The 24900-nt window shown below is 65.2% G+C and carries 30 protein-coding genes; 10 read left to right on the forward strand and 20 right to left on the reverse strand.

Annotated elements, in window-relative coordinates:
- Positions 1–8: 8 nt before the first annotated feature.
- The 5 genes from hisB to R3P93_RS07260 form a co-directional block, all read right to left on the reverse strand.
- Positions 9–632, reverse strand: coding sequence for an imidazoleglycerol-phosphate dehydratase HisB (gene hisB / locus R3P93_RS07240; protein WP_032394340.1), 624 nt, complete (start codon positions 630–632; stop codon positions 9–11).
- The gene (locus R3P93_RS07245) at positions 629–1759 is read right to left on the reverse strand and encodes a histidinol-phosphate transaminase (protein ID WP_317532702.1); all 1131 of its coding nucleotides are present in this window, start codon (positions 1757–1759) and stop codon (positions 629–631) included. Before R3P93_RS07245 ends, hisB begins: the two co-directional genes overlap by 4 nt.
- Positions 1756–3108 (reverse strand): histidinol dehydrogenase, encoded by a 1353-nt coding sequence (gene hisD, locus R3P93_RS07250; RefSeq protein ID WP_094640095.1) that lies wholly within the window; start codon positions 3106–3108, stop codon positions 1756–1758. Before hisD ends, R3P93_RS07245 begins: the two co-directional genes overlap by 4 nt.
- Positions 3109–3197: 89 nt before the next feature.
- Positions 3198–3716, reverse strand: coding sequence for a DinB family protein (locus tag R3P93_RS07255; protein ID WP_317532703.1), 519 nt, complete (start codon positions 3714–3716; stop codon positions 3198–3200).
- 21 nt (positions 3717–3737) lie between these two features.
- Entirely contained in the window at positions 3738–4205 is a 468-nt protein-coding gene (locus tag R3P93_RS07260; RefSeq protein WP_149406097.1) for an SRPBCC family protein, read from the reverse strand.
- An 82-nt stretch (positions 4206–4287) separates the two neighbouring features.
- Between R3P93_RS07260 and rhtB the strand changes: the two genes are divergently transcribed.
- From rhtB to R3P93_RS07275, 3 genes are read left to right on the forward strand one after another with little or no spacing between them, the layout of a single operon-like run.
- Entirely contained in the window at positions 4288–4914 is a 627-nt protein-coding gene (gene rhtB, locus R3P93_RS07265) for a homoserine/homoserine lactone efflux protein (protein WP_317532704.1), read from the forward strand.
- An 11-nt stretch (positions 4915–4925) separates the two neighbouring features.
- Entirely contained in the window at positions 4926–5072 is a 147-nt protein-coding gene (locus R3P93_RS07270) for a hypothetical protein (protein WP_179272101.1), read from the forward strand.
- On the forward strand, positions 5069–5452 hold the full coding sequence (locus R3P93_RS07275; RefSeq protein ID WP_317532705.1) for a YchJ family protein: 384 nt from the start codon (positions 5069–5071) through the stop codon (positions 5450–5452). The genes R3P93_RS07270 and R3P93_RS07275 overlap by 4 nt, the downstream gene beginning before the upstream one ends.
- Here the strand turns inward: R3P93_RS07275 and R3P93_RS07280 are convergent.
- On the reverse strand, positions 5449–5865 hold the full coding sequence (locus tag R3P93_RS07280) for a DUF5997 family protein (RefSeq protein ID WP_394855262.1): 417 nt from the start codon (positions 5863–5865) through the stop codon (positions 5449–5451). The two genes, R3P93_RS07275 and R3P93_RS07280, sit on opposite strands and share 4 nt — an antisense overlap.
- 78 nt (positions 5866–5943) lie before the next feature.
- On the opposite strand from R3P93_RS07280, the gene R3P93_RS07285 reads away from it, so the two are divergent.
- Together R3P93_RS07285 and R3P93_RS07290 are read left to right on the forward strand one after the other, a co-directional pair.
- Positions 5944–6927: a LysR family transcriptional regulator gene (locus R3P93_RS07285; protein WP_094669879.1), complete on the forward strand. Its 984-nt coding sequence runs from the start codon at positions 5944–5946 to the stop codon at positions 6925–6927.
- An 80-nt stretch (positions 6928–7007) separates the two neighbouring features.
- Positions 7008–8921, forward strand: coding sequence for an HNH endonuclease signature motif containing protein (locus tag R3P93_RS07290; protein ID WP_317532706.1), 1914 nt, complete (start codon positions 7008–7010; stop codon positions 8919–8921).
- Positions 8922–8974: 53 nt separating this feature from the next.
- Here the strand turns inward: R3P93_RS07290 and R3P93_RS07295 are convergent, their stop codons facing one another.
- From R3P93_RS07295 to nadA, 5 genes are all read right to left on the reverse strand, one after another.
- Positions 8975–9157: a hypothetical protein gene (locus tag R3P93_RS07295; RefSeq protein ID WP_068052666.1), complete on the reverse strand. Its 183-nt coding sequence runs from the start codon at positions 9155–9157 to the stop codon at positions 8975–8977.
- Positions 9158–9221: 64 nt separating this feature from the next.
- Positions 9222–9596, reverse strand: a complete 375-nt coding sequence (locus R3P93_RS07300; RefSeq protein WP_037192726.1) for an RNA-binding S4 domain-containing protein — start codon at positions 9594–9596, stop codon at positions 9222–9224.
- A gap of 33 nt (positions 9597–9629) precedes the next feature.
- Positions 9630–10505, reverse strand: a complete 876-nt coding sequence (gene nadC / locus R3P93_RS07305) for a carboxylating nicotinate-nucleotide diphosphorylase (protein WP_317532707.1) — start codon at positions 10503–10505, stop codon at positions 9630–9632.
- A gap of 1 nt (position 10506) precedes the next feature.
- Complete coding sequence (locus R3P93_RS07310) at positions 10507–12075, reverse strand: L-aspartate oxidase (RefSeq protein WP_317532708.1); 1569 nt, start codon at positions 12073–12075, stop codon at positions 10507–10509.
- Positions 12072–13130 (reverse strand): quinolinate synthase NadA, encoded by a 1059-nt coding sequence (nadA, locus tag R3P93_RS07315; RefSeq protein WP_262498362.1) that lies wholly within the window; start codon positions 13128–13130, stop codon positions 12072–12074. Before nadA ends, R3P93_RS07310 begins: the two co-directional genes overlap by 4 nt.
- 67 nt (positions 13131–13197) lie before the next feature.
- On the opposite strand from nadA, the gene R3P93_RS07320 reads away from it, so the two are divergent.
- On the forward strand, positions 13198–13908 hold the full coding sequence (locus R3P93_RS07320; RefSeq protein WP_176460262.1) for an NUDIX hydrolase: 711 nt from the start codon (positions 13198–13200) through the stop codon (positions 13906–13908).
- A 10-nt stretch (positions 13909–13918) separates the two neighbouring features.
- Here the strand turns inward: R3P93_RS07320 and R3P93_RS07325 are convergent, their stop codons facing one another.
- Genes R3P93_RS07325 through bioB form a run of 3 tightly spaced genes read right to left on the reverse strand, consistent with a single transcriptional unit; the run spans position 13919 to position 15755 of the window.
- Positions 13919–14509 (reverse strand): DUF2567 domain-containing protein, encoded by a 591-nt coding sequence (locus tag R3P93_RS07325; RefSeq protein ID WP_262498363.1) that lies wholly within the window; start codon positions 14507–14509, stop codon positions 13919–13921.
- A 6-nt stretch (positions 14510–14515) separates the two neighbouring features.
- Positions 14516–14740, reverse strand: a complete 225-nt coding sequence (gene bsaP / locus R3P93_RS07330; RefSeq protein ID WP_149406109.1) for a biotin synthase auxiliary protein BsaP — start codon at positions 14738–14740, stop codon at positions 14516–14518.
- A 22-nt stretch (positions 14741–14762) separates the two neighbouring features.
- Entirely contained in the window at positions 14763–15755 is a 993-nt protein-coding gene (gene bioB / locus R3P93_RS07335; protein ID WP_068052684.1) for a biotin synthase BioB, read from the reverse strand.
- Positions 15756–15880: 125 nt separating this feature from the next.
- On the opposite strand from bioB, the gene R3P93_RS07340 reads away from it, so the two are divergent.
- Positions 15881–16468, forward strand: coding sequence for a TetR/AcrR family transcriptional regulator C-terminal domain-containing protein (locus R3P93_RS07340; RefSeq protein WP_149406110.1), 588 nt, complete (start codon positions 15881–15883; stop codon positions 16466–16468).
- 4 nt (positions 16469–16472) lie between these two features.
- On the opposite strand, the gene R3P93_RS07345 is transcribed toward R3P93_RS07340, so the two are convergent.
- The 3 genes from R3P93_RS07345 to R3P93_RS07355 form a co-directional block, all read right to left on the reverse strand.
- The gene (locus tag R3P93_RS07345; protein WP_068052689.1) at positions 16473–16880 is read right to left on the reverse strand and encodes an META domain-containing protein; all 408 of its coding nucleotides are present in this window, start codon (positions 16878–16880) and stop codon (positions 16473–16475) included.
- Positions 16873–19176, reverse strand: coding sequence for an accessory Sec system translocase SecA2 (secA2, locus tag R3P93_RS07350; RefSeq protein WP_149406111.1), 2304 nt, complete (start codon positions 19174–19176; stop codon positions 16873–16875). The genes R3P93_RS07345 and secA2 overlap by 8 nt, the downstream gene beginning before the upstream one ends.
- A 66-nt stretch (positions 19177–19242) precedes the next feature.
- Positions 19243–19632 carry a hypothetical protein gene (locus R3P93_RS07355; RefSeq protein ID WP_094640108.1) on the reverse strand — a complete coding sequence of 130 codons (390 nt, stop codon included), beginning with the start codon at positions 19630–19632 and terminating at the stop codon, positions 19243–19245.
- A gap of 62 nt (positions 19633–19694) precedes the next feature.
- On the opposite strand from R3P93_RS07355, the gene R3P93_RS07360 reads away from it, so the two are divergent.
- On the forward strand, positions 19695–20075 hold the full coding sequence (locus R3P93_RS07360; RefSeq protein WP_231893909.1) for a helix-turn-helix transcriptional regulator: 381 nt from the start codon (positions 19695–19697) through the stop codon (positions 20073–20075).
- Between the two features lie 39 nt (positions 20076–20114).
- On the opposite strand, the gene R3P93_RS07365 is transcribed toward R3P93_RS07360, so the two are convergent.
- The gene (locus R3P93_RS07365) at positions 20115–20894 is read right to left on the reverse strand and encodes an SIR2 family NAD-dependent protein deacylase (RefSeq protein ID WP_094640109.1); all 780 of its coding nucleotides are present in this window, start codon (positions 20892–20894) and stop codon (positions 20115–20117) included.
- 47 nt (positions 20895–20941) lie between these two features.
- Between R3P93_RS07365 and R3P93_RS07370 the strand changes: the two genes are divergently transcribed.
- Positions 20942–21538, forward strand: a complete 597-nt coding sequence (locus R3P93_RS07370) for a CHAP domain-containing protein (protein ID WP_149406112.1) — start codon at positions 20942–20944, stop codon at positions 21536–21538.
- Positions 21539–21541: 3 nt separating this feature from the next.
- Here R3P93_RS07370 and R3P93_RS07375 read toward each other — a convergent pair whose 3' ends face one another.
- Entirely contained in the window at positions 21542–22411 is an 870-nt protein-coding gene (locus R3P93_RS07375) for a GGDEF domain-containing protein (protein WP_188078654.1), read from the reverse strand.
- 147 nt (positions 22412–22558) lie between these two features.
- On the opposite strand from R3P93_RS07375, the gene R3P93_RS07380 reads away from it, so the two are divergent.
- Positions 22559–23356 carry a MerR family transcriptional regulator gene (locus R3P93_RS07380; protein WP_068051886.1) on the forward strand — a complete coding sequence of 266 codons (798 nt, stop codon included), beginning with the start codon at positions 22559–22561 and terminating at the stop codon, positions 23354–23356.
- A 214-nt stretch (positions 23357–23570) separates the two neighbouring features.
- Here R3P93_RS07380 and R3P93_RS07385 read toward each other — a convergent pair whose 3' ends face one another.
- Complete coding sequence (locus tag R3P93_RS07385; RefSeq protein ID WP_149406114.1) at positions 23571–24785, reverse strand: MFS transporter; 1215 nt, start codon at positions 24783–24785, stop codon at positions 23571–23573.
- Positions 24786–24900: the final 115 nt, after the last annotated feature.

Genomic DNA, 24900 nt, shown 5'->3' on the forward strand with positions numbered 1-24900 from the left:
TCGACCGATCACAGACTTCCCTTGGTGGACAGCACACCGGTGACGCGGGGGTCGTACTCCGTTGCCTGACGCAGCGCCCGAGCCACTGCCTTGAACTCGGCCTCGGTGATGTGATGCTGGTCGCGGCCGTAGATCACCCGGACGTGCAGTGCGATCCGGGCATTCGAGGCCAGCGTCTCGAACACGTGCTTGTTGATCACCGTGGAGTACGGAACGCCGGGATAGCCGCCGATGACGGAGTGCACCATGTAGTCCGGCTCGCCGGTGTGTACGCAGTACGGACGACCGGACACGTCGACGGCCGCGTGCACGAGCGTTTCGTCCATCGGAATGAACGAGTCACCGAACCGAGTGATGCCCGCCTTGTCGCCGAGGGCCTGACCGAGGGCCTGGCCGAGCACGATCGCGGTGTCCTCGACGGTGTGGTGCGCCTCGATCTCGATGTCGCCCTTCGCGCGCACCGTCAGGTCGAAACGAGCATGGGTACCGAGCGCGGTGAGCATGTGGTCGTAGAACGGAACGCCGGTGGAGATGTCGACGATGCCGGTGCCGTCGAGGTTCAGCTCGACCGAGATGTCGGATTCCTTGGTGGTGCGCTCGATCTTGGCGATGCGGGGAGCGGGTGTGGTCACTTCGGTGCCTCTGCTGTTTCGGTCGATGCAAGTGCTGCGCTGACGGTGAGGAATCGGTCGTTCTCGTGCGCCAGTCCGATGGTGACGCGAAGATATCCGGGAATACCGACGTCCCGGATGAGCACGCCTTCGTCCAGGTATTGCTGCCAGGTCGCGGCCGCATCGGAGAACCGGCCGAAGAGCAGGAAGTTGGCATCGGACGGCACCACGTCGTACCCCTGATGGCCCAGAGCCGCTGCCACCCGATCTCGTTCGGCGGAGAGTTCGGCCACGCTCCCGAGGGTGTCCGAGGCATGCCGCAGCGCCGCTCGCGCAGCTGCCTGCGTGACGACCGACAGGTGATACGGCAAGCGCACCAACAACATTGCGTCGACCACGGCCGGAGCAGCAACGAGATATCCCAGCCGACCGCCGGCGAACGCGAACGCCTTGCTCATCGTTCGGCTGACCACGATCTTGCTCGGATAGCTCTCGATCAACCCGATCGCGCTCGGCGCAGAGGAGAACTCGGCATAGGCCTCGTCGACCACCACAATTCCCGGTGCCGCGTCGAGGATTCGGCGCAGATCCGCCTCGTCGATGCTGTGGCCCGTCGGATTGTTGGGGCTGGTGACGAACACGACGTCGGGTCGACGTTCTTCGATCGCCTGCACTGCATAGTCGACGTCGAGAGAGAAATCTGCCCGACGCTTCGCCGGAATCCATTCGGTCTGCGTCCCGGAGGAGATGATCGGGTGCATCGAGTACGACGGTACGAAGCCCAGCGCGGTGCGATCCGGTCCCCCGAATGCCTGCAGCAACTGCTGCAGAATCTCGTTGGAGCCGTTGGCCGCCCACACGTTGGCGGTGTCGACAGCGAAGCCGGTCTGCTCGGTGAGGTACCGGGCGAGGTCGGCCCGTAATTCGTCGGCATCGCGATCCGGGTAGCGGTGCAGCTGCCCGGCGGCGACCCGAACGGAGTCCGCCACATCATCGATCAAAGCCTGCGTCGGCGGGTGCGGATTCTCGTTGGTGTTCAACTGAACCGGCACGATGAGCTGCGGCGCACCGTACGGTGACTTGCCGATCAGTGCCTCACGCAGTGGGAGGTCGTCCAGCGAGACCGCCTGTCCCAGAGCATCGGTCATGACGGATCACCGGTACGCAACCCTTCGAACCGCAGCCGCACCGCTTCTCCGTGAGCCGGCAGGTCCTCTGCGTTCGCGAGCGCAATGACGTGTGCTGCAACATCTTTCAGCGCGGATTCGCTGTAGTCCACCACGTGGATTCCGCGCAGGAACGTCTGCACACTCAGGCCGGACGAGTGGCGCGCGCATCCCGCCGTCGGCAGGACGTGATTGGAGCCGGCGCAGTAGTCACCGAGGCTCACCGGAGACCACGCTCCGACGAACACGGCACCGGCGCTGCGCACCCGGGCTGCGACGTCGGACGCGTCCTTCGTCTGGATCTCGAGGTGCTCGGCGGCGTAGGCGTTGACCACGGCCAATCCCTGCGTGACGTCGTCGACCAGCACGATGCCGGACTGGCTTCCGTTCAGTGCGGTGGCCACGCGTTCTGCATGCCGGGTGGTCGCCATCTGTGCGTTGACGGCCTCGTCCACGGCATCGGCCAGTTCGATACTGTCGGTGACCAACACGCTGGCCGCCATGACGTCGTGTTCGGCCTGGCTGATGAGGTCCGCTGCCACGTGAATCGGGTCCGCGGTGGCGTCGGCGAGAATCGCGATCTCGGTTGGTCCTGCCTCGGAGTCGATTCCGATGAGCGAGCGACACAGTCGCTTGGCGGCCGTGACGTAGATGTTGCCCGGACCGGTGATCAGATCGACCGGTGCCAACTCGCCGCCGTCGGTGTCGACGCCGCCGTAGGTGAGCAGCGCAACACCCTGTCCACCGCCGACGGCCCAGACCTCGTCGACGCCGAGCAGCTGCGCCGCAGCCAGGATCGTCGGGTGCGGCAGGCCGCCGAAGTTCTTCTGCGGCGGCGATGCCACCACCAGAGAGCCGACGCCTGCGATCTGCGCGGGCACCACGTTCATCACGACCGACGACGGATACACGGCGTTGCCGCCGGGCACGTACAGGCCGACTCGATCGACGGGGATCCAGCGTTCGGTCACCGTGCCGCCGGGTACCACCTGGGTGGTGTGGTCGGTTCGACGCTGATCCGAGTGCACCAGACGGGTTCGTTCGATCGCGACCTCGAGAGCAGCGCGAACATCGGAATCGAGCTCGGCGAGGGCCTTGACCAGTTCTTCCTGCGGGACGCGAATGCGATCCGGCCGGACGCCGTCGAACTTCTCACTGAACTCGAGCGCAGCCTCGGTGCCGCGTTCGCGGACGGCATCGACGACGGGGCGAACCTGATGCAGCACCGAATCGACATCCACTCCGCCTCGAGGAAGTGCGCCGCGTAGTTCGGCGGTGGATGGAGTTCGTCCGCGTAGATCGACGCGGGCGAGCTCGATGCGGGCAGGCATAGTGGGCCCCTTCGTGAAGTCGGTTCGGTGCCGGGGTTCGGTCGAAACAGTGTGGTTCGAACACCCAGGATAGTTCCACCGAATTCCGCTCAGCCCCGCACGTCCCACAGATGATGGATGGGGTCGTGAATGTAGTAAGCGGCCAGTGATTCGACCGAGAAGTTCGATCCGTCGCTGCGCCGACCGGTCCGATGCCGATTCTCGGGCGGAACAGCGGCGAAATCGTCGGCAAGAGCGCGAGCGGCGTCACCGAGTTCCGACGCCACTGTCGCAGGATCCTGGGAGTTGTAGTCGTCCGCCAGCGCAGTGGCGTCCTGGTCCCAGTTGGCGAACTCGGGATCGTCCTCGGTCAGCACCAACGCCAGCCGGGTACGGAAGATGCGGTGCGCGTCACGCACGTGCGCGGCGTACTCGAGGGCGGACCACGTCGAGTCGTCGGGTCGCAGTTCAACGTTATTGCGCCGCAGAACCGCTTCCCAACGCTCGACGTCGGCGCGAATAAGGTCCGGGATGTCGTCGTATACGACGGCACTGGAGTCGAACCCGCAATCCGGGCAGGCTCGTTCGAGTACCCAGGTCCAGTTCTTGGTGTCGGGATCGATCGGCATGCCGGTCAGAATAGATGCAGGTCAGGCGTAGCGGGCGGCCAGGTTGTGCAGCGTGCTCTTGATGCCCTGCGCGTTCTTCTGCGGCATCTTGAACAGTTCCAGCATCTTCGGGGACTTCGCTGTTCCGTACTTGAAGCTCTCGGTGACCGTCGTCAGTCCCGGCTGCTTCTCCTCGAACTCCCAGCGCCAGCTGTGCCCCAGCGGATGCTGCCACTCGACGACCTTGTGCTTGTCTGCGTCGACGAACTCGGTGACGGTGCTGGTGATCTTGTACGGCACGCCGTACTGCTTCATGCCGACCGAGAATGTGGCACCGCTACTGAGACGATCGGGGCCTTTGACGGTGTCCTTGACGGTGCCGGACCCGTCGAGTTCGCCATGGCGGCGCGGATCGGCCACGATCGCGAACAATTCGGCCGCAGGCGCTCGAACCTCGGTCTGCTTGGAAACTTGCTGCGGTCCTGTGTCGATGGATCTGATGTCTGCCATTTGCGAGGTCTACCCCGTCGCGCTGCGTTCGACACCCGCGGCCGGGCGGAATCGGAGTTGACGGGCGTAGTTCAATGAACGCATGTCCTGGTCAGTGTGGCTCGCATTCCTCGGCGCAAGCATCGTCATCAGTCTCTCCCCCGGTGCCGGTGCCATCGCGTCGATGTCCACCGGGCTTCGCTACGGCCTACGCCGCGGATATTGGAACATCTTCGGGCTGCAGATCGGGTTGCTCCTGCAGATCGGCATCGTCGCCGTCGGGCTCGGAGCTGTTCTGGCGAACTCCGCACTGGCCTTCACCGCCATCAAGTGGTTCGGCGTCGCCTACCTGCTCTATCTGGGCGTTCGGCAATGGCGTGCGGCCCCCACCGATGTCGCCGACGCTCCAGCGGTGGCCGACCGCGGAACGACGATGCTCGCCCGCGGATTCCTCGTCAACGCAAGCAACCCGAAGGCGGTCGTCTTCATGGTCGCAGTGCTCCCCCAGTTCCTCGACCCGGCTCGGCCCCTGCTCGCCCAGTACCTCGCGATCGCGGCCACGATGGTGGCAGTCGACATGCTGGTGATGACCGGATACACCTCCCTGGCATCTCGGGTTCTGCGGCTGATGAAGTCGCAGCGCCAGCAGAAGACGATGAATCGCACGTTCGCCGGGATGTTCTTCGCCGCTGCGACGTTTCTCGCGACCGTCCGGCGCGTGACCCCGTGAGGAAATACCGCGTGATCATGAAGAACGCACTCGGCGGCGACCCGATCCGGATGGGACTGTTCGACACGCTTCTCGAGGCCAACACCTGGATCCAGGATGTCGGCAAGCGAGACGAGCACGAACTGGGCACCTATACGGTCGAGGTAGTCGACGAGTGAGTCGGCGGTGTCCGTGTTCGAGCGGTGACACGTTCGACGCATGCTGCGAGCCGTACCTGCTCGGAGTAGCGAACGCACCGACGGCGGAGACACTGATGCGTTCGCGATTCACCGCGTTCGCCGTCGCAGACGTGGACTATCTCCGCAGATCCTGGCATTCCGACACCGCTCCGGCCGAGCTGGAATTGGACCCCGATCAGCGGTGGTATCGCCTCGACATTCTGGCAACCGACGCCGGTGGATTGTTCGACGACGAGGGGACCGTCGAATTCCGAGCTCGGTACAAGCATCCCGATGGGGCGGGCTCGATGACCGAGGTGAGCCGCTTCGTCCGAGTGGACGGCGGCTGGCGTTACCTCGACGGGGTGGTCTCCCGCTAGAGGTTGCGGAGCTTGGTCGGCCGATTACCGGCGGTGCGACGTGCTTCCTGCTTCTCCTTGATGCGTTCGGCATCCTTGCGCACCTGGATCTGGGTGCGACGCTCCCGGACGAGCCACTGCGGCGGGCTGGCGACGAGCTCCTCGATGGCATCACCGGTCAATGCTTCGGTGACACCGCCGCGGGCCAGCCCTGCGATGGACACGCCGAGCTTCTTCGCGATGACGTCGCGCGGGAAGGGTCCGTTGGTCTGCAGGTCGGTCAACCACTGCGGCGGATCGCTGCGCAACGCGTCCAGTTCGGACCTGCTGATCATCGAGTTCTGGAATTCTTCGGGTGCTGCGGGAAGATAGATGCCGAGCTTGTTCGCCGCGGTCAATGGCTTCATGGTCTGCTGCTTGTTCTCCGGGCTCACCGGAACAGCTTATCCGGCCATCGGCACTCTCGACGCCACGGTCGCTCGCCGCCCGCGTCGTCCCATAGGCTCGACACCGTGAACATCGATGTGCAGACACTGCGCTGGTACGCGGCGGTGGCGCAGCAACTGCATTTCGCGCGCGCTGCTCAGTCACTGGGAATCTCGCGAATCCGCTTGAGCAAGACGGTGGTGGAACTCGAGGAACAGCTCGGCGTCGATCTGTTCGTGCCGGGGGCATCCCCCACCGAGCTCACTGCCGACGGCCGCGATCTGCTCGAGCGGGCGCTGGTGGAGATCGCCGAGGACGATCGACTCTCGGAACTCGCGCAGGTTGCTGCTGCCGAGCCGACGACGTTCACCATCGGGTATGCCGAGGGAGTGACGCTGACGAAATGGACGCGCATCTGGGCTGATCGGTTCCCTGATGTCACGCTCTCCGTGGTCGCGACCACACCCGAGACACAGGTGGCGGCGTTGCGCGACGGCACGGTCGATGTCGGCTTCGTTCGTCCGCCGATCGATCGCGAGGGCCTCAACGCGATCGGTCTCTACCAAGAAGTACAGGTCGTGGTGGTACCCAAGGACCACGCCGTCGCCGCATTCGATTCGGTCACCGCGACCGATCTCGCCGACGAGCACTTGCTCGCAGACCCCGCGACCGTGCCCGAATGGGCAGCTGTGGCAACCGAACTCACGACCGGCAATCGCCCGGAACTTCCGCCGATGAACTCCGCCGCGGAGACGTTCGAGTACGTGGCTGCCGGGCTGGGGGTGGCGATCGTGCCGCACTCGGTGGCGCGTTTCAACGCCCGTAAGGACCTCGTCTACCGCCCCGTGACCGACGTCGAGCAGTCGCAAATCGCACTGGCCTGGGTCGCCGAACGCGAGGACGACCGCATCGAGGAATTCATCGGCATCGTCCGCGGCCGCTCGACCCGCAGCTCACGCGGTGTATCGGACGAGGCACCGGTCAAGAAGAAGAAAGCGCACCCCTCCAAACCTGCTCGCCCTGTTGCCAAGACGAAAACGAACGCCCGACGCAGCGGGAAGCGTCGCTGACTCTGCACCCTCGCGCCGGCCCGAATCCTGGACGAACCTGTGTTCGAAAGTTTGTCGGTGGGTCGCGGTAGATTTCGATCATGCTTTCGGGGGACGGCGGATCAGGGGTGGACGGCATCGATACGGTGCCGCCTACCCTTGACGTGTCCGATCCCGAGTTGTCGGAACTGATTTCAGCGGTGGAATCAGCGGTCGCCGGTCTGGCCGGGCAGGCGTCGGTCGCGTGGTCGAACCCGGATCGGCGTGCGGTGATCCAACGCATGGAGATGCTGACACGGTCGCTGACCGCGTACTCGTACACCTGGCTCAACGAGCTGATCGCGCAGCACGGCCTCGACGTGTATCCGGGCTCGGTCCCGTCCTCGGTGGCGTGGATGCTGCGGATCACCCCTCGAGCAGCAGGAGCACGAGTCCGTCTGGCCGCGGAACTGGGTGACCGGACTGCGTTCTCCGGAGAAGTACTGGCCCCGTTGCTGCCGCGGACAGCGCAAGCACTGCGGGCGGGGTTGCTCGATGCCAAGCATGTGCAGATGATCCGCGAATTCTTCCGCCATCTGCCCTCGAGTGTCGATCCGCAGACCCGCGACCTCGCCGAACAACAGTTGGTGGAACAGGCAGTGAAATTGCGGCCGGACGATTTCGCACCGGTGGTGGCGTGCCTGGACGCGATGGTGAACCCGGACGGCGACCACGATGACGATGACGACGATGACGATGACGACGGAAACCCGCCGAAGCCACGGAAGCGGAGGGATGCGTTCTTCTACCTCGGCGAGCAAGGGGTCGACGGAATGTCGGAAGGAAAATTCTGCGTCGACCCCGAACTACGCGCCTACCTCGAAGCCCTGTTCTCCAAAGCGGCAAAACCGGGCATGTACAACCCCGCAGACCCGACATCGATCGTCCACGACGAGAACGGAAGCGACGAGGACGACCAGACCTCGGGCGAGGATGCTGACGCACGACCGCAGCCCGGCACCACGCCCCGCGAAGCAGGGGCGAGTGATGCAGGATCGGGGGACTCCAATTCCGAGACACCACCGCTACCTGAGCGTAAAGACCGGTGGCGAAGTGATGCGGGACTCTGGGACGACGGTCCATGTGGCTGTGACGGCCATTGCGGTGACGGCCCTTGCGGTCACGACGAGTGCGGAGGCGGCATCGAATGCGGTTGCGGTACAGGCTCTGACGACACCTCCCCCGACGGCACCTCCTCCGACGACACTTCCTCCGACGGCCCTGCTGCCAGGCGTACCGCTGCCGGGCACGGCGATACCGAGAGCAGTGAGGCACGGGCCGACGCGGCGGCGTCAACGCGCGAGGCCGCCGTCCAGCGTGACATCCGCACCCAGAACGAACGTCGTCACGACGCCCTGAAGCTGGCGCTCCGGCACACCCTCGCCTCCGGGACCCTCGGCACCCACCGAGGCCTGCCCGTCACCGCCATCGTCACCATGACCCTGAAGGATCTGGAAGCCGGCTGCGGATACGCGAAGACCGCCACCGGATCACGAGTGTCGATCCGCGACGCGATCCGCATGGCTTCCCACGCCCACCACTATCTGACCATCTTCGACGACGACGGCAGAGCCCTCTATCTGGGCCGTTCCAAACGCATCGCCTCCGCCGATCAGAGGATCGTGCTCATCGCCCGGGACCGTGGTTGCAGCTTCCCCTCCTGCACCCGCCCCGCAACCTGGTGCCAAGCCCACCACCTCACCGACTGGATCGACGGCGGCAACACCGACATCGACGGATTGACCTTCGGCTGCGACATGCACCACGCACTCGTCGGCACCGGACCAGGAAAGTGGGCAACCACGAAAACCGGAGCAGAACATCGCTATCCGGGCCGCACCCTGTGGCATCCACCGGCCGGGATGGACCCGCGTAGGCGTGGGCTGATCAATCACGCACACCACCCCGAAGAGGTGCTGTATCCACCCGACCAGCATGACGACACCGGCGACGAGGAACCACGACAACCCGCCTGACCACCCACACCAGTCTCAGGGCACAGCCCTGCCTGCACCCGCGCTGACGTGATTCAGCGAACCGGGTGGCGCTTTCGATTGTGAATCAGAACAGCTACCCCGAGTCCCACCAACGTCAACAGAAGCGGTGCAGCGATGACGAGGGAAGCGTCGATCGCCACGAACAGAATGAGCAGCAACGCTGCTGCCAGGAAATACACGGCGGCGAAACGTGGAGTCCACAGGACGGAGTCCATTCCACACCTCCTTGCGTACGAACTACTTGTCGTTACCGAAGGTAACTGAAAGGAGTCGGATGCACTAGAGGCCCAGGCCCCGCAGACGGTCGATCTCACGACGATCGCGCTTGGTGGGCCTACCCGCCCCTCGATCCCGTCTCGGTACGGAAGCCAGAACTTCTTTCGGGGGCGGCGGCGGACTGCGATCGATCAAGCACTCGGGAACGACCGCTGCGCCGACGCGTTTGCCGATGGCCCGCACCACGACGACGATCTTCTCCACTCCGTCGGACCGGAGCCTGATCTCGTCGTCGGGGCCGATGCGATGCCCGGGTTTGGCAGGAGTTCCGTTGACACGGACGTGGCCGCCGCGGCAGGCAGCAGCGGCGGCAGACCGCGTCTTGAACAACCGGACCGCCCAGATCCAACTGTCGAGGCGGACACTCTGAACTTCCATCTTCGAACGAATTCCTCACATTGCGAGGCTCGACTACATGTCCAGGCCGAGATCGAGCACTGTCACCGAGTGTGTCAGACCGCCGACAGCAAGAAAGTCGACCCCCGTGCGCGCATAGTCACGTGCCACGTCGACGGTCAGGCCACCCGAGGATTCCAGCTTCGTCTGCGGCGCGAACTTGTCTCGGCGCTGCACGGCCATCTGCGTCTGCCACAGCGCGAAGTTGTCCAGCAGAACGAGTTCCACGTTCTCCGCCAGCACCTGGTCGAGTTGCTCGAGGCTGTCGACCTCGACCTCGCACGCGATGTCGGGAGCCGCAGCCCGCACCGCGTTCAGAGCGGCGACGACCGAACCTGCCGCTGCCACGTGATTGTCCTTGATCAGCGCGGCATCGCCCAGACCCATCCGGTGATTGACGCCACCACCTGCGCGTACCGCGTACTTCTGCAGCGAACGCAACCCCGGCAACGTCTTTCGACTGTCCCGGATCTTGCACTCGGTGTCTGCGACCTCGGCGACCCAGCCGGCCGTCGCAGTGGCGATTCCAGAGAGATGGCAGACGATGTTGAGCATCGTGCGTTCGGCAGTGAGCAGACCCCGCGTCGGCGCCTCGACCGTCAGAACGGCCTGTCTCGGTTCGACCTCGGATCCGTCCTCGATGCGATGCACGACGGAGTATCCGTCGGCTCCGATCACCTCGTCGAGAACCAGGAGGCCGACGTCGATCCCGGCGATCGTGCCGAACTGGCGCGAGACCACCGACGCCGTGGTGACAGCATCCTCGGATACCGTCGCCAGCGTGGTGATGTCGGGTCCGTACCGCAGGTCCTCGTCGAGCGCGGTCCGAATCAGTGCGAGTACCTCGGTGCGATCGACGCCCGGGTTCACCTCGTTCGCGGTGTCGGTCATGTCAGCGTGCTCCCGTCATCACGTCGTCGTTGACTATCGCCAGCCGTCCGTCGAGATCTCGTTCGACGAACAGGCTTCGGCGTTGCGCAGGCGCGCTCTCCGGATGATCGCGTCGGGTATGGCACCCTCGGCTCTCACGGCGCTCGGCCGCGGCCAGCACGATCACCTCCGCCGCAGCGGTCAACGCTGCGTCCTCGACGGCGCGCGCATCCACCGGCGGTTCCGATACCACGCCGTGCGCCAGAACACCCTGCGCTGCAACAAGACCCGCTGCATCTCGCACCACTCCGACCTCGGCGGTCATGGTTCGCTGCAGTACCGCGCGGTCGATACGGGAATACGTGGGCATTGCGACATCGGAAATGCTGCCGTGTCTGCCGACTCGTTCGACGGCCACGTAGGCCGCACGCTCACCGACGACGAGACCCTCGAGCAGACTGTTCGACGCCAACCTGTTGGCTCCGTGCAAGCCGGTGCGCGCCACTTCACCTGCGGCGAGCAAGCCGGGAACCGAGGTGCGCCCGGATGTATCCGTCGCCACGCCCCCGCACGAGTAATGCGCTGCAGGTGCCACCGGAATCAGGTCTTTCGCCGGATCGATGCCGGCCTGTAGACATGAGGCGGTCACGGTCGGGAACCGTTCGTGGACGCGTTCCACCGCGCGGGCATCCAGCAGAACGTGGTCGTCACCACGCTCGTGCAGCAGCTCGGCGATGGCGCGGGACACCACGTCGCGTGGCGCGAGGTCGCCGAGCGGGTGCACTCCCGCCATGAAGGCACGGCCGGTGACATCGACCAGGCGGGCTCCCTCTCCTCGCACCGCCTCGCTGATCAACGGGCGACGGCCTGTGGACCCGGCGGCGAACAGCACCGTCGGATGGAACTGCACGAATTCCAGATCTGCGATCCGAGCACCGGCGTCGAGCGCGAGTGCGATGCCGTCGGCCGTCGCGCCCGGCGGGTTGGTGCTGCACGAGAAGAGTTGTCCCAGTCCGCCGGTCGCGAGCAGCACCGTCGGGCAATGAACGACGCCGACACCGCGAGGCCCGCGCACGAGCAGACCGACCACCTCGCCGTGGGTGGTCAGTACCCGCAGCGCGGTCGTGTCGAAATGCACAGTGGGCACGGACGCGTCCAACGTGCGCTGCACCTCCGCTCCGGTGGCGTCTCCCCCGGCATGAACGATGCGACGAACGCTGTGGCCACCCTCGCGGGTCCGCGCAACGGTGCCGTCGGCCGCTAGGTCAAACTGAGCGCCCGCAGCTTCGAGCGAGGTGATCGCCGCCCGCCCGCCGGAGACGATGGAACGCACCGCGTCCTCGTCGCACAGGCCGGCACCGGCGACGCAGGTGTCGGCCACATGCGATTCGATAGAATCCTCGAGTTCGGGGCCGACGACCGCGATCCCACCCTGGGCGTACTGCGTCGCGGTGTCGGTGGAACGCCCCTTGCTGACGGTAAGCACCCGCAGGCCGCGAGCTGCCGCCGTGCGAGCCGCGGTGAGTCCGGCAATTCCACCGCCGACCACGACGAGATCGGCCGCGGTTTCCCACGCGACCGATGGATTCACTCGCCGCCGCCAGGGGTGCCGATCTCGATCATCCGCTGCACCGACTTGCTCGCGATGTTCGCGGTCTCGAGGTCGACGTGCACCTCGTCGCGCCCCTCGACGAGGCAGCGCAGCAGAGCAGCAGGGGTGATCATCTTCATGTAGCCGCACGATGCGCGGTCGTTGACGGCGAGGAAGTCGACGTCGGGTGCAGCCATCCGCAGCTGATGCAGCATGCCGATCTCGGTGGCGACCAGAACCTGCTTGGACGCGGTGGTGCGGGCAGCGTCGAGCATGCCGCCGGTGGAGAGGATCTTGACCTTGTCGGCGGGTACGAACCCCTCGCCTGCGAGGTACAGAGCCGATGTGGCGCAGCCGCATTCGGGGTGCACGTACAGCTCGGCATCGGGGTGGGTGCGAGACTTCTCGGCCAACTCGTCGCCGTTGATACCGGCGTGCACATGGCATTCTCCGGCCCAGATGTGCAGGTTCTCGCGCCCGGTCACGCGCTTGACGTGCGCGCCGAGGAACTGATCGGGCAGGAACAGGATGTCGCGGCCCGGATCGATCGACTCGACGACCTCGACGGCGTTCGACGAAGTGCAGCAGATGTCGGTCAGTGCTTTGATCTCGGCGGTGGTGTTGACGTACGAGACGACGACGGCGTCGGGAAAATCGGCCTTCCATTCGCGGAGCTGGTCTGCGGTGATGGAATCGGCCAGTGAGCAGCCGGCGCGCTGGTCCGGGATGAGGATCGTTTTCTGTGGGCTCAGGATCTTTGCCGTCTCGGCCATGAAATGAACTCCGCAGAACACGATCGTGTCCTCGGAGACCTCGGCGGCCATCCGCGAAAGCGCGAGCGAGTCGCCGACATGGTCGGCAACGTCCTGAATCGCAGGCAGCTGGTAGTTGTGCGCGAGCAGCGTCGCGCCGCGCAGATCGGCGAGCCGTCGAACCTCTGCCGCCCACTGGGGAGTTGCCTCCACTCCCCCGTAACCACCTGCTCCGTCGACGATGTCGCGAACTCCGGCGAATGCCGAGTCCAGGATGTTCACCCGGGTAGCGCTGCTGGTCATGACGGTTCTCCTTCACCGATCATCCGGTCGTCGGTGACCGAATTTCCTCCGAGGGAGTTTTCGACCTATGATCGAAAACGTGACCTATCGTAGCACCGTCCACGAAGTACTCATTGCGGTGTTCCAAGTTCGAGCCTTTTCCGACCCCGACGCCCCGGAACTGGCGGTGCTGCTGTGGCAGCGCGCCCTCGACCCCGAGGCCGGCACCTGGTCGCTGCCCGGTGGCACGCTGCGCGACGACGAGAACCTCGCCGCCTCCGCGCGCCGTCAGCTCGCCGAGAAGGTCGACGTGCGCTCGGTGGCGCACCTCGAGCAGCTGTCGGTCTTCAGCGAACCCGAACGCGTACCGGGAGATCGGCGGATCGCGTCGACCTTCCTGGGCCTGGTACCGATCTCGGCCGAGCCGACACTTCCCTCGGACACCGCATGGCACCCGGTTGCGGCACTGCCCGACATGTCGTTCGATCACGGAACCGTCGTCGCGCACGCGAGACATCGACTTGTCGCCAAACTGTCTTACACCAACATCGGATTCGCACTGGCTCCGGTCGATTTCGCGATCTCGTCGCTGCGCGAGATCTACGGTGCCGCACTCGGATACCAGGTCGATGCCACCAATCTGCAGCGGGTGCTGAGCCGGCGCGGTGTCATCGAACCCACCGGACGGCGCGCGCCGTCGGGCAAGGCCGGTGGCAGACCGCCTGCACTGTTCCGCTTTGCCGACAACAGCATTCGAGTCACCGACGAGTTCGCCGCATTGCGGCCGCCCCAGGCGTGAACGGCTGCTGTCAGTCGGCTCGATTCGAGTCGAACGACGGTGGCGGCGGGAAGAACTCGACATCGAGGTCGTCCGGATCGGGATCGGTGTGTTGCAGATTGTCGTTGGGATTCATCGCCGCCAGAAGCATGATCACCAGCGAAGCCATCAGCGCCTGAACGATCAGCACCTGCGGAGTCTCGATACTGGGCGCAACGGTGACGATCGACCCGACCGCCGGATCGGTGACCTTCGGGAACCGAAGAGCAGCAATCCCGTTGCCCACCAGGATTGCAGCGACCGAGCCGACGAGTGCGCCGACGAAGACGGCACCGAACAGCCGTGGACCCCGCTCGGACCTCCACAGCCACCAACCGATCGGGAGAACGAGACCGAGGGCCAAGGAAAGGAACGAGAACATCGCGAGGCCGTCGAAGCTGTGCAGGCTCTCCCCGGTCAGGGCCGCCCCACGATCCTGCGCCACCACGAGCAACTGCTGCGCCGGTGCCAGGAATCCCCACAGCATCCCACCCAGAGCCGACACTGCCACCGAGATTCCGACAACCACCGACAACACCCGAACGGTGCTGCTCCGCGGCGGCACTTCGAGAACGTCCGACATGACCACCTAGCGCCTACCCGTCGCGGCCGAATCGACGAGGCCGTGACGCGAGCACAGCGACGTCCACCCGTCGGGGACTATCTGCACCACCAGGCGGCGACCGCATTCTGCGCAGAACCGCGGCGGCTCCAAACCGAGCCGGACGGCAACCGACAACGAACCCGCACTCACCTCGGCTCCGGCGTCGACAGGCCGACCGGTGTACGGGTCGTAGTGGGTCTCGCTCGTCATTCGACCCACCCTAATACGCCCATCAGATCGTCGAGTTCAGCGCTTTGATCGGCATCTGCAGCTCGCCGAGAAGATCGAGATCCTGCTCTGCCGGGCGGCCGAGTGTCGTCAGGTAGTTGCCGACGATGACGGCATTGATCCCGCCGAGAATTCCCTGCTTGGCACCGAGGTCGCCGAGGGTGATCTCCCGTCCGCCTGCAAATCGCAGAATCGTGCGTGGCAGAGCGAGACGAAACGCGGCGACGGCGCGCAGAGCATCGGATGCCGGCAGCACATCGAGATCTCCGAACGGCGTTCCAGGCCTGGGGTTGAGGAAGTTCAGGGGCACCTCGTCGGGTTCGAGAGCAGTGAGATCGGCGGCGAATTCGGCCCGCTGCGCGAGCGTCTCCCCCATACCGAGAATTCCGCCGCAGCACACCTCCATGCCGGCCTCCCGCACCATGCGCAGGGTATTCCACCGCTCCTCCCAGGTATGGGTGGTCACCACGTTCGGGAAATACGAGCGAGAGGTCTCGAGATTGTGGTTGTACCGATGCACGCCCATCGCCGCGAGCTGATCGACCTGGTCCTGGTCGAGCATGCCGAGCGAGCACGCGATATCGATCTCGACTTCGTTCCGGATGGCTTCGATACCGGCGGCGACCTGCGCGAGCAGCCGAGCGTCGGGGCCGCGCACCGCCGCGACGATGCAGAATTCCGTGGCTCCGGTCTTCGCGGTCTGCTTCGCAGCTTCCACCAGCGACGGAATGTCGAGCCACGCAGCACGAACCGGGGAAGCGAAAAGTCCGGACTGCGAACAGAAGTGACAATCCTCGGGACACCCACCGGTCTTGAGGCTGATGATTCCTTCCACCTCGACCTCGGGCCCGCACCACTTCATCCGCACCTCGTGGGCCAACAGCATCGTCTCCTCGAGACGGTCGTCGCCGAGCTCGAGAACCTCGAGAACCTGAGATCGATCGAGCGCGATGCCGTCGCCGAGCACCTGAGTACGCGCCGTGCGCAAAATGTCCATTCCGGGTCCCCTCGTAGTCGAACGGCATCATCATTGAACACCGTTCAAGTTGAACGGCGTTCACGTTAGGCGCCGGGCTCGGCTACTGTCAAAGCGAAGATGCGTCGAACGACTTGGGGGCAGCAGTGCAACTGAACAGGCAGGACGTCCTGGACGGCGCGATCGCCATTCTCGACGAGTACGGCCTGGCAGACCTGACGATGCGGCGACTCGCTACGTCGCTGCACGTGCAACCCGGCGCGCTGTACTGGCACTTCCCCAACAAACAGACGCTGCTCGGTGCCATCGCCGATCACATACTCTCCGGTGCCGATGCGCCGTCCACCGAAGATTCGTGGGACGCACAGATCGGGCAGATCGCCCACCGACTGCGCGACGCCCTTCTCTCCCGACGCGACGGTGCCGAATTGGTGGCCGCCACCTACGCGTCGAGGCTGACCACCAACCACATTCGCGAACGCATTGCCGCCGTGTGCATTCGAGCGGGACTGCCCCGACGCGACGCGGAACTCACCGCCGACACGTTGCTGTACTACATCCTGGGCCAGACCGTGGACGAGCAGGCGCGCCTACAGATGGACTCCGTCGGAGCCCTCACGCCCGACGCGTCACCGCTGTTCGAAGAACCCGACCCGACGAGCAGATTCGATTTCGGACTGAAGCTCTTCCTCGACGGAGTACGGCATACCGCGGCGGACCGCATCCGCCACTAGTCGATCAGAATTCGGCGAAGACGATCCGCCCGTTCCCGTTGTCCAAAGTCATGGTTCCGTCGTCCCGAGACCACCGCGGAGTGGAGGTCAGGAACTCCGACAGCCACCGGTCCTGCTCCATCAACGCCTCCGGGCAGGCCATCCGCGTCGACCCGAGAGAGTCGATGGTGATCCTGCCCTGCGAGGTGTCCACGGTGCCGAACAACCTGTTGCACCCGGCCTCGGCCGAGATTCGGTCGTCGACGAACTCGAGCCTGACCGTCGTTCCGGCGACCGGCGTGTAGGAGTCGGGTGCCTCGACCGACGAGTACGTCTTGCCTGCCGGGAATTCACCGTACGAGTCGGTGCACCCGGAGGCCACCGCACTCGCACCCAACGCGAGAGCGACCAGCGCGCGCCGCGCGTCAGCCACCGAAGATCGGCCCCAGACCGGCCGCACCGGCATTTCCGCGGGACGCGAACGGGTTGTCGTGCACCATGTACGTCCAGGTCGACGTCGGGCGTCGCAAGCCCGCTTCGTCCAGATCGATTCCGTCCGAGGTGATCTCGGCCGACTCGAACGTAGCGTGCGAGAGATCCATCGCCTTGGAGGACACCGTCTTGAACGCCTCGACAGCGATCCGGTGGTACTCGTCCAACGGATTCTCCCGACCCAGTGCGCGCAGGTGAATACTCTCGCGCACGTCGGCGAGGTGCGCGAGATAGTCCGACCACGACCGATCGAGGTGGTACAGAACGATCTGACGGGCGACCTCGACCAGAGTCTCCTCGGACACGTTCTCGCGCAACTCCTTCGAGCGCGCAGGCGCGTGCTGCTCGAGTAGCGTCAACGCCTCGTCGGTGTCGAGCAACGTGGCCCGGCGGCGGTCCAGGATCTCACGGTGCTGAGCCGTCAGCTGGTTGTAACGCCAGGTACGCGAATGTATCTCGAGCATCTGACCCTCGGCGATGCGCTGTGCATGATCGACGCGGTCGGCCGCAGCCGAGGAAGTGAACATTCCGCTCTCGTCGGTGTCCTTCGGTGCATCCTTGTCGCCGATGTTGTTCTTGACGACGTCGTCCTCCCAACTGCCGAAGAACAGCGAGCGCCCTGGATCTCCCTGCCTGCCTGCACGTCCGCGGAGCTGATTGTCGAGACGCTCGGTGGTGTGGCGACCGGTACCGAGAACGAACAGTCCGCCGAGCTCGGCAATACGTTCGCGATCGGTGCCCTCGGGACCACCGAGCTTGATGTCGGTTCCGCGCCCGGCGATCTGCGTCGATACCGTCACTGCGCCGTGCACACCCGCCGCGGCGATGACCGCCGCTTCCTCGGCGTCGTTCTTGGCGTTGAGTACCACCACGTCGACGCCCGAGGCGGTGAGCGTCTCGGCCAGCGCCTCGGACTCGGCGACATCGTGGGTACCGATGAGAATCGGCTGACCGGTCTCGTGAATCTCTTTCACCTGCAATGCAATTGCAGCGTTCTTGTGCTCGATCGTGTCGTACACACGGTCGTCCTCGTCGACGCGCACCGTCGGCACATTGGGGGCGATGACCGAGACACCGAGGCTGTAGAACGTGCGAAGCTGCTCCCCCGCCGCCATGGCCGTACCGGTCATACCGCACACCGTTGCGTACCGGTTGATCAACGCCTGCACGGTGATCGTGTCGAGAATCTCACCGGTCTCGGTGGGGGCGAGCCCTTCCTTGATCTCGACCGCGGCCTGCAACCCGTCCGGCCAGCGCTGCAGTTCGGCCACTCGGCCACGTGAGGCGTTGATCAGCTGCACGCGTCCGTCACGAACGATGTAATCGACGTCGCGCTGGACCAGCACCTGGGCGTGCAGGGCCACGTTGACCGCAACCAACGTCGTCCCTACGTGCTGCTCGGAGTACAGGTCGATTCCGCCCAGTTCCTTCTCCATCCGCAACGCGCCCTCGTCGGTGAGGAACACGTTGCGTCCTTCGGCATCGGTGTCGAAATGAACGCCCTTGTCCAACAACCGGACTGCATCCATGACCGTCGAAGTCGAGACGTCACCGGAGACCGAACCGGCCAACACCAGCGGAACGAGCGCCTCGTCGACCAGCACGGAATCGGCCTCGTCGATCAGGGCAACGTCCGGCACGGGCGCGACCAGATCGTCGCGGTCGTTCACCAGATGATCACGCAGAACATCGAAACCAATTTCGTTGACCGAGGCATAGGTGATGTCGCAGGCGTAGGCGGTGCGCCGCTCCTGGGCAGTCGAGGACTCGCCGATGGAACCTACGGTGATACCGAGGGACTCGAACAGCGGTTGCATCCACTGCGCGTCGCGTTGCGCGAGAAAGTCGTTGACCGAGATGACGTGCACCGCGCGTCCGGACAACACGTATCCGACGGCAGCGATCGCGCCGGCCAACGTCTTGCCCTCGCCGGTTGCCATTTCCACCACGTCACCGGCGAGCAACCGCACGGCACCGTGCAGCTGCACGTCGAAGGGCCGTAGCTTCAGCGCACGCTCACTCGCCTCGCGCGTCAGCGCCAGATACCGCGGAACGTCGAGACGCTCGGCGGCGTCGACACGCAGCGCGGCCGCCTCGGTCGCCAATTCACTCTCGCTCAGGGCGGCTGCCCACTCCGCGTGCTCCCGGGCCCGGTCGACGCTTCGACGCGAGGTGCTCTGCGCCTTCTGTGCGGATCGGCCGAGTACACGCCAGAATCGGTCGGAGCCCAAAGCCATCTGTTATCCCTACCTGAGAAAGAAAAACCGTTCTCACCCACAGTACCGATGCGGCTCCGCCCAGCTCTAGGCATCGAGCGGCGTCGTCACCGCAATCCGACGCGTGCCGTCGTCCAACGTCACCACCTGATAGGCATTGCGCTCGGTTCCCACCGGCGAACCGTCGGAGTCGAGGTTCTCGAGAAGAAGATGCCCGACCCAGATACCCGGCACCTCGGCCTCGGTGACGATGTCGCGGGCCCGCACACCCTCGATTCCGCGCGACCGATAGTAGGTCTGCCCCTGCCGAAAGAACTCTCGGGTCTGCTGCGGCTCGGCGATCGCCGCACATCCCCGCGCTGTGACCGCCAGAGCCGGATAGTTGTAGATCTCGGCCAGACCGTCGAGATCACCCGAGGTCAGGTACCCCGTATAACGAGCGAAGAAGCTGTCGACCGATTCGTTGTCAGGTGTCATATCGACAACGGTAGGACCCATTCCCGTCAGGGCTGTGTCGGGAATCGGGAAAAATTCGGACGGTGCCGAAGCAGAATGCGCCCCGGTCGCTCGACAGCGCACTCACCCTGCGCCGCGTCGCGCGTCAGCAACGGATCGTCGAGTGGCTGGGGTCGGCGGCTGCGCCGTTGACCTCGCCCGAACTCGCGCAGCGGCTCGGGGTCTCCGTGCGCACCGTCGAACGCGACCTCGCCCGGTTGCGTGAGTCCGGGGTCCCCCTCGATGCGGTGCCGGGTGTGCACGGCGGATCTCGGCTGGCAAGTGTCGCCTCGCCTCGGCCAGTGCGGTTGACCGCCCCCGAGATAGCAGCACTCATCGCCAGCCTCGCCGCTCTGGGGCCCACCGAAACCGACAGTGCCGCATCGGCAATGAACGCTCTGATCGAGGCATTGACCACCGAGTGACCTGGGAGTGGGCATCACCGTTTTCCACGCCACCAGAAGTCAGAGTTGCGCAACCAATGCCGGCAATCCCGTCGCGGCCGTGGTGCGCCACCGGTGATCGGCCATGTCCGAGACCTCGGTCTCGACCGGGTTGATCTCGACCACCGTCGCTCCGGCGCTGCGGGCGATCGCGGGCAGCCCGGCGAACGGGTACACCACTCCGGACGTACCGACGACGAGAACGAGGTCGGCCTCACGAACCGCGTGCTCGGCCGCCTCCCACGCGGCCTCGGGCAAAGATTCGCCGAACCATACCGCTCCGGGCCTGATCAGCCCGCCGCACAGCGGGCATTCCGGCGGCGGAACTCGCTGATCGGCCTCGGCCGGGGCGTCGGCCGCACCGTCGTCGAACGATGCTCGTGTTCCACAGTCGCTGCAGTACGGCTCGAACAGACTGCCGTGCACGTGCGCGAGAACCGTGGCCCCGGCCCTCTCGTGCAGGTCGTCGACATTCTGGGTGGCGATGTCCACGTGCGCCCGTTGCTGCCATTGCGCAAGTGCCACGTGACCGGCGTTGGGCTCGGAGCGTCGGACCAATTCGGCTCGCCATCGATACCAGCCCCACACCAGATCGCTGTCGGCCGACCACCCCTCCGGGCTCGCGAGATCTCTGGGGTCGAAGTCCTTCCACAATCCGCTCTGGGCATCCCGAAATGTGGCGATCCCCGACTCGGCGGACATGCCTGCGCCGGTGAGTACGGTGATCCGCGAGGCCTCTCGCGCGGAGTCCACGACGGGCTTCGGAACGGCTACGGGCGACTGGTTCTCGGAAGTGCTCACCCGGTTATTGTGCCGAGCGGTGTGCCAGGTCGCGCTACCGTGGTCGCATGAGCATCGACACCACCGCGCGCACTCGACGACGCCGGCCACTGTGGTTGGCCGCCGGCGCAGCTGCCGTCGTGGTGGTGGCTGTCGGGGTTCTGTGGCTGGCACCGAGCCGGTACCTCCCGTGGGACACCGAAGCGTTCCCCGAGGTGAGCACCGGCGAGCTGACCGCCGATCAGGCTCGGGTGGTCGAACTCCTGCGTACCGAGCACGAACTGCAGCGTCCGGGCACGTTCTACGCCGAGGGCGTCGAGGAAGCGTGGTGCGCCGATTTCGTCAGCTGGATCATGAAGGAGGCCGGCCTGCCGTTGTCGAACCCCCATTCGGGTTCGTGGCGCATTCCCGGCGTCTACACCCTGCAGGAGTACTACCAGGAGCAGGGACGATTCGAGGCCGTCGGCGACTACACGCCATCAGTGGGCGATGTGGTGCTCTACGACAACACGAGCTTCAGCGGACAACACACCAACGTGATCGTCGCAGTCGACGGCGACGAGGCCGTCACCGTCGGCGGCAACGAGGCCGGCAAGATCAGAGTGCACACGCTGCACTACGAATCCGATTCCGGGGTAGTCGGATTCGGTCGACTCCAGAGCTGACGGTCACTCCGGCGGGATTGCATCTGCGTCACCGTACGAACGAGCGCCGCCGTCTCGTTTGGCTCGATAGAGCAACATGTCCGCGCGGTCGAAGCAGTCGTCGACGGACTCCCCGGCACGCAGTGTCGTGTAGCCGGAAGAGAAGTTCTGTCCGTCGGGCACGACCGCCGACAACTCGGCCAGCACGGCCGACATGGTCGTCGCACCCACGCCGGGCATCACCAGAGCGAACTCCTCGCCGCCCCATCTGGCGATGGATCCGCGGCCACCGAGCAGGTCCTCGGCAGCAGCAGAGAACCGAATCAACAGCCGATCTCCGCGTCCGTGCCCGTACTTGTCGTTGTACGACTTGAACCGGTCGAAGTCGAGCATCGCCAGAGCCAATACGACATCGGCACCGCGCGGTGTCGTCAACTGATGCAGCCGATCTCGCCATCCTCGCCGGTTGAGCAATCCGGTGAGGGCATCGGTCTGCGCGGCCTGCCGAAGGTCGTCCTCGACGCGCCGACGATCGGTGGTGTCGTGCACTACAGCCATCGTCCACCGAATGCCCCCGGGGCCCGGGACCTCACTGGCCGAGACCCATCCCCACCGGACCGTGCCGTCCGGATGCAGGTAGCGCTTCTCGACGTGCACCGATTCCCCACGCGCCTTGGCGTCGGCCATGATCTGTTCCATGGCGGCATGCTGGGCCAGATCGTCGGGATGAGTGAACTCGCGAGAGGACCGGCCGGCCAACAGGTGACGGGGACAACCGACGATGGCCGCGTACGCCTCGTTTGCGAGAACCAACAATCCGTTCTCGTCGGCCAGGGCCAATCCGACCGTGCTGGCCTCGAACATCTCCCGATACCAACGTTCGGTGTCGACCATCTTCAGCCGGTCTCTTCCTCGAACAGTGCAAGCCACGTCGAATCGCACGGACCACCGAGAATACTCGGTGCGTCGCACCCGGGCGGCACGTGAGCAGGGCTCTGCCGATCTTGACCTTGACATAGCGTCACGGTTCACACTGAACACATGAGAATCGGATCCCTGGCCGACGCCGCCGGAACGACACCTCGAACAGTGCGGCACTATCACCGTCTCGGCCTGCTCGGTGAGCCACGCCGTCTGTCCAACGGGTATCGCGAGTACACGATCGACGACGTGGTTCGACTCATGAGAATCCGCTGGCTCGCCGATGCCGGAATGCCCCTCGGCGCGATAGCAGCCGCCCTCGACCGGTCCGAGGCGGACGAGAGCAACGTGGTCGCCGATCTACGGGCTCTGCTGGCCGGTATCGAATCGGAGCAGAAAGCGTTGGCGCACAAGCACACTCGACTGTCGGTCCTGCTCGACGACGCCGTCGAGCATCGTCCACTGACCGCTCTGCCGCGCGATGCGGCGGACACACTTGCCGCATTGATCGATGCCGCTGCGGAGACCGAGCGAGAAGCGCTGCTCCGTGAGCGTGACCTGCTCGAGGTGATGGCGATCGCGGGCACCGTCCCCGCATCGTTCTTCGAGACGACGACAGCGGCGCTGGCCGATCCCGGAACCCGGCAGACATACCTGGCGCTCCTGCGTAGATTCAGCGCGCTCGAAGGCCGAGACGTCGACGATGCCGCAGACGACATCGATTCGCTCGCAGCAGAATTGGCCTCGATGCTCGATATCGGCGCTCTTCTCTCGGCTGCGCCCGACGACACTGCCGACGAGACCGGCCCGCTGAGCATCGACGACATCGTGCCCGATCCCGCTCAGCGCGCAGTGATCATCGAAGCCACCGCACGTCTGCAGACCACCGAACCGAGCAGACCGGGTGATAGTCGATGACGGTCGTCGCGACGGTGGACCGAGCGAGCATTGTCTCCGCCCGAATTCACCACCGCTTCGGCGTCGTGTCGCCGACGCTCGACGGCGGCCGACTCGTCCTACCGAATCAGGACGGCACCACCGTCGACATCGATTTGTCCTGCGCAACAGTGGTGTCCGTGCCCGCACCCCTGCGGCGGTGGTGGGTCGAGGGTAGTGCCCACTCCTTCGGCCTTCACGTGGACGATCCCGCGGCACTGGTCGCAGCGCTCGGTCGGTCCGCCCCCTCGATCGGATCCGCGTCGGCGCGTCGGAGCAGTCCGGTTGCGAACAACAGCACCATCAAGGCCGCCGCGGTGATACCGGATCCGGCCCAGATGGGCGAGGTGTAGCCGAGACCGGCCGAGATCGTCACACCACCGAGCCACGCGCCCAACGCATTTCCCAGGTTGAACGCGGCGATGTTCGCGCCGGACGCCATCGTCGGAGCGTCGGATGCGAACGACATCACCCGCATCTGCAGCCCCGGGACCGTCGCGAAGCCGAACGCACCCATCAACACGAGGGATGCGATCGTCGCCGGGCGACTCTCCGCGGTGAGCGCGAAGAAGACGAGTACGACGGTCAGTGCACCCAGCAGAATCGTCAGCGATCCGGTGAGGTTGCGGTCTGCTGCCTTGCCGCCGAGGTAATTGCCGACGAACAATCCACCGCCGAACAGCACGAGCAGCCACGGCACCGAACTCGACGCGAAGCCACTGACGTCGGTGAGCGTGAACGCGATGTAGGTGAACGCACCGAACATGCCGCCGTACCCGAGCACCGTGACCGCGATGGACAGCCACACCTGCACCGACCGGAACGCGCGCAGCTCTCGACGCAGATTGCTTACCTCACCGCTCCCGGTGTCACGAGGAACGAGGGCGGCGATACCGATCAGCGCAACGACGCCGATCACCGTGATCGCCCAGAACGTCGAGCGCCAACCGTGGTTCTGACCCAGGAACGTCCCGAACGGAACTCCGAGGACGTTGGCGGCGGTCAGACCGGCGAACATCATGGCGATCGCACCCGCCTTCTTCGCCGGCTCGACGAGGCTGGCCGCCACGACGGCACCGATGCCGAAGAACGCTCCGTGACACAGCGCTGCAACGACGCGGCCGAGCAGCATCATTTCGTAGCTGCTCGACAGTGCGGAGACGAGATTGCCGACGATGAACAGACACATCAGTGCGAGCAGGACACTCTTGCGAGGAAACCGTGTCACGGCGGCGGTGACGAGCAGGGCCCCGACGACCACGGACAGCGCGTAGCCCGTGATGAGCCAACCGGCCGTGGCCTCGCTGACCGCGAAATCGGCCGCGACTTCGGGCAGTAGCCCCATGATGACGAATTCGGTCAAACCGATTCCGAATCCCCCGATGGCGAGGGCGAGCAGGCCGAGTGGCATGTCCGATACTCCTGATTGGAAGATGCGTACGCAATTATCGCGCTATCGCGTGTAGTTGCACGCGCTGAGCAAATGCTTGCATACGCGCTATACATGCGCAAGCCAGACACCGCTG

Origin of the sequence: Rhodococcus cerastii (assembly GCF_033042195.1) — a bacterium.
GTDB lineage: Bacteria > Actinomycetota > Actinomycetes > Mycobacteriales > Mycobacteriaceae > Rhodococcoides.